The following is a 4,290-nucleotide window of genomic DNA, read 5'->3' on the forward strand; positions in this document are numbered from 1 at the left end:
CCGAACTCAGAGGTGAAACGCTGCTGCGGCGACGATAGTTTGGGGGTAGCCCCACGTCAAAATAGCTCGATGCCAGGTCTATTATTCAACAATAAAACCTCTTCTATTTATTTAGAGGCGGTTTTTGTTTTTGGCACGCTTCTTTAGTATCGGCTTGAACTAAGTAGGTGAACACAATAAAACCAATCTGTGTAAAGAAAAGTAAAATCGCCCAAACCCTCTTCACTCTTGCATGATTGCCTCTTGTCTTGCCATAACGACCATTTATAATGGTAACATACTTATAGTCACAAAAATCATCAATTTCACGGAAAGATGTATTTTTACCAAGATTTTATTATTCGTAGTTGGCAAAAAGATGACCTTACTTTGGTTGCTACAGTTATTAGTTCTATATTATCAGAATACGGTTTGCCTTGGCAGCCCGAAGGAGCAGACAAGGATGTATTACAAATAGAAATATATTATTTAGCAACTGGTGGAGAATTTTGGGTAGTTGAACACCAAAGTCAGATTGTCGGAACTGCCGCATATTATCCCATCAATCGCGGAGAAAAAGCTGTAGAAATTAGAAAAATGTATCTTTTACCAAAAGTGCGCGGTTTAGGATTAGGAAAATATTTATTACAACAATTGGAAACAGCAATTGCTCTGCGGGGATTTGAGCAAATTTGGATTGAAACTGCCAGTATTTTAACTGAAGCTGTTAAACTTTATGAAAGTAATGGTTATCTACCAACAACAGGTGTAGAAACCAGCAGGTGCGATCGCGTTTATGTAAAGTATCTATGATCAAGATATTCCAAAATTTACTTAATCTTTTTCTTATATCTTCTTGTCCTTTGTGTCAACGTTCTACGCAGAAGGAACTTTGTCCATATTGTATTCGGCAAATCCAAAGTTGCCATAAGCAAAATCCTGCTTATTTATGGAAGCAACCATTACCCATATTTGTGTGGGGAAATTATGGTGGTGCTGTTAAAAGGGCGATCGCTGCCCTAAAATATGAGAATCAACCACAAATTGGCTATGTTTTAGGAGAATGCTTAGGAGAATCATGGTTATTACATTCACCTCAACCACAACAACAGGTTTTAGTTGTTCCTATTCCTATGCACCCCAAAAAACAAAAACAACGCGGTTTTAATCAAGCTGCATTAATAGCGGAAGGTTTTTGTAATGTGACGGGATACAAATTGAAAGTCAATGCTTTAGAACGCATTAAAGAAACTGAAGCCCTATTTAATTTGTCCCCAATCCAAAGACAAGAAAACTTAGCAGATGCTTTTATCCTTGGTAAAGATTTGCGTCGTCGTCCCCATATACCAATATTATTAGTAGATGATATTTATACTACTGGTGCCACTGTTAAAGCTGCTGTCAAAACATTTGAACAATATCAAATTGCAGTCTTGGGTGTAGCTGCTGTTGCCACGACAAATAAATAAAAATAAAGCTATATTAGATTGGTTGCCCGATATTTGTGGGAACAGTATTTTTATTTATGAAAAAGATTTTTGCAGTGCGTTTAAACCCAATTTTAATTATTCCTGTTACATTACTAACAATGGGAATATGGACCAAAACAGCCTCAGCACAAAATAAGTTATATAGCCCTATTCCATTAACTAATTTGACGGAAATTTCTGATAGTCTATCAAACAAAGATATTCCCACAGGTCAAGGAGGATTTGCTCGTGATTATTCAATTAAATTAAATCAGGGTGATAATTTATCTATTGATTTGTCATCGGAAAACTTTGACAGCATTATTACACTATTAGCCCCTAATGGTTCAACAGCAGGAGAAAATGATGATGCTCCTGATGGTACAAGTAATTCTCTATTATTTACCCGCATTACAGAAGCAGGAACTTATATTGTGCGGGTTCGCTCTTTTGGAGAAACTGGGGTAGGTAAGTTTAAACTCAAGGTAACAAAACTGCAACCAGTTAAGTAGATAGGAAGTTAAAACATTTCAAATTCCATGACTTTTGCCAATTACCCAATTACGTCGGAAAAACCGCGCTAGTGCTGATTCTTCCAAAGATAAATAAATTGGTCTACCATGAGGACAGGTGCGGGGGTTGCGGGTACGTTGCCAATTATCTAATAGGGTCTGCATTTCTGGTAAACTCATTTTTGTGCCATTGCGAATTGCACTCCGACAAGCAACAGCAACTTGAGCAGTTTGTAAATCCCCTCCCCAACTTAATTCTAAAATTGCTTCAGCACAATCTTCTCGTTGTTTTAACATGAGAGGAATGTTACGCACTGCCCAAAGGTTATCACCAAATGGTTCTATATCTAAACCAATGCGTTGTAATTGGGAAACCTGGGCTGGTGATAATTGATAAATAATAATTGGGGTTTCTACAGCTACTAATTGCCAACTTTCACATAATTGTTCATATAATACTCGTTCATGGGCTATATGTTGTTCTACTAACCACATTCCTCCAGAATGTTCAGCAACAATATAAGTATTACTCAGTTGGGCAATGGCTTTTAAACAGGGTTGATTTTCACTAGGTTGGGATTTTTGAGAATTGAAGTTATATTCACCTTTTGATTCTGCTACTTTCAATAAATTACTAACTCTGGTTGTGTGGACGGATTCTTTAATATTAGTTTCCGAAATCCGCAGAGATTTGTTGATAGCTTCAGTAATTTGTTCTTGCCAAAAAGTTAGTTCATTGAGATATATTTCTGTTTTGGCTGGGTTACGATTCCAGTTAATTTGTTCTGGGGAAATAGTTAAATGGAGAAAACAAACGGGATAGCGATCGCGTGGTAATGTCTTATGAAAGGCTGAAAATATTGTCTGCTCTAATTCCGGCGTTTTAATCATTCTCCCATTAATTGCCACCTTTACCCAATCAGGACGATGACGATGGCATCTATCGGGTAATCCTATCACTAAATGCAAAGACGAATTCTCCTGATTTGGTATTTGTAAATTCACCTCATGTAAATCATCTTGCCGCACCTGGGGGAGAATTTGGGGAATTAGTTTTCCCACAGTTGGTGCGGGACAAATCGTAAACCATTCTTTGTCATTTTGCCAAACTTGATAATTAACATGAGGATGACATAAAGCTATTTGTTGAATGACATTTTGTACAGCCTTTAATTGCTGATTTGTCGCCGGTAAACCCTGACGACGAGCTTCACAATTAGCAAATAAATTATTAACTGTGACTACCGTACCCGGTGCGATCGCTACCACTTCTACTTGTGATACTTCTCCTTCATAATTATAAGCAACTCGCCAACCTTCACTTCCCCCCAAAGGACGACTTAAAACTTCTAAGTCGGCCAAAGTCGTTAAACTATGTAGCGCCTCACCACGAAACCCCAAACTGCTAATTTTCCATAAATCTGCACTAGAATGAATCTTGCTTGTACTGTGCGCAGTTGCGGCTTGTTGTAGGTCATCTAAATTCATGCCATAACCATTATCAGCCACACGAACTCGCCACAGTTGCGGCCATAAAGAAACGACAATGCGTGTTGCTCCAGCATCTAGGGAATTTTCCACCAACTCCCTGACAACAGCCACCAAAGAATCAATTACTTCTCCTGCTGTAATTAAATATACAACTTCTGTTGGTAAAGCTTGAATAGTAGATGCCATTATGAATAATTACAAATTAAAAATTAAAACTCGTCGAACTGTGCAGAGAATCAGCTTACAATATTATGATCACAAAATTATTATTTCTAAAATCTGCTGTAATCCTAAAGAAATACGAATTAAGAAGGGATATTTGGTAAATTTCTGATTAGATTAAACGCGGAAAAAGCTTATGAGTATTAATTTAGTTGCTGATGTTCAAGACTTAAAAACCAGTCTCGAATGGGGTCAACCTGCTTTTACAGTTATTGATGTGCGCGATCGCTCAAAGTACAATTATAGCCGCATCACCGGAGCAATTTCCATCCCCCTCAATGACTTGGAATCTCGCGCCCAAACCTGCCTATACAGAGAACGCCAAATCTACATTTACGGCGAAAATGACAGCCAATCTGCCCAAGCTGTGAGAACCCTACAATTCCTCGGTTTTACAGCCGTAGCCGAACTCAGCGGTGGTTTACCAGCCTGGAAATCCATCAATGGCGCTACAGAAGGAACAGACTGTTAAATCTTCAGGAGTCAGGAGTCAGGAGTATGGCTAACGCCACGCCGCGCTATCAGGAGTTCAGGAGGAAGAAGAATAGTAATAGTTTTTTTTCACCAATTACCTGTTCCCTGCTTCCCTGCTTCCCTGCTTCCCTGCTTCCCTGCCC

5 protein-coding genes are annotated in these 4,290 nt (G+C 38.6%); 4 read left to right on the plus strand and 1 reads right to left on the minus strand.

The window, feature by feature from the left end; translation table 11 throughout:
• The first annotated feature begins 315 nt into the window (after positions 1-315).
• The 3 genes from PN471_RS04210 to PN471_RS04220 are packed head-to-tail and all read left to right on the plus strand — an operon-like array spanning position 316 to position 1,960.
• A complete protein-coding gene (locus PN471_RS04210) occupies positions 316-792 on the plus strand; it encodes a GNAT family N-acetyltransferase (protein WP_193899684.1) in 477 nt (158 codons plus the stop codon).
• A complete protein-coding gene (locus PN471_RS04215; protein ID WP_193899686.1) occupies positions 789-1,448 on the plus strand; it encodes a ComF family protein in 660 nt (219 codons plus the stop codon). Before PN471_RS04210 ends, PN471_RS04215 begins: the two co-directional genes overlap by 4 nt.
• 56 nt (positions 1,449-1,504) lie before the next feature.
• The gene (locus PN471_RS04220) at positions 1,505-1,960 is read left to right on the plus strand and encodes a PPC domain-containing protein (protein WP_193899688.1); all 456 of its coding nucleotides are present in this window, start codon (positions 1,505-1,507) and stop codon (positions 1,958-1,960) included.
• Between the two features lie 18 nt (positions 1,961-1,978).
• On the opposite strand, the gene mutL is transcribed toward PN471_RS04220, so the two are convergent.
• Positions 1,979-3,637: a DNA mismatch repair endonuclease MutL gene (gene mutL / locus PN471_RS04225; RefSeq protein WP_271775787.1), complete on the minus strand. Its 1,659-nt coding sequence runs from the start codon at positions 3,635-3,637 to the stop codon at positions 1,979-1,981.
• A 172-nt stretch (positions 3,638-3,809) separates the two neighbouring features.
• Here mutL and PN471_RS04230 point away from each other — a divergent pair, with 172 nt between their 5' ends.
• The gene (locus PN471_RS04230; protein ID WP_193899692.1) at positions 3,810-4,145 is read left to right on the plus strand and encodes a rhodanese-like domain-containing protein; all 336 of its coding nucleotides are present in this window, start codon (positions 3,810-3,812) and stop codon (positions 4,143-4,145) included.
• Positions 4,146-4,290 lie beyond the last annotated feature (145 nt).

It is taken from the genome of Aphanizomenon sp. CS-733/32, assembly GCF_028330045.1.
Classification (GTDB): Bacteria; Cyanobacteriota; Cyanobacteriia; order Cyanobacteriales; family Nostocaceae; genus Dolichospermum; species Dolichospermum gracile.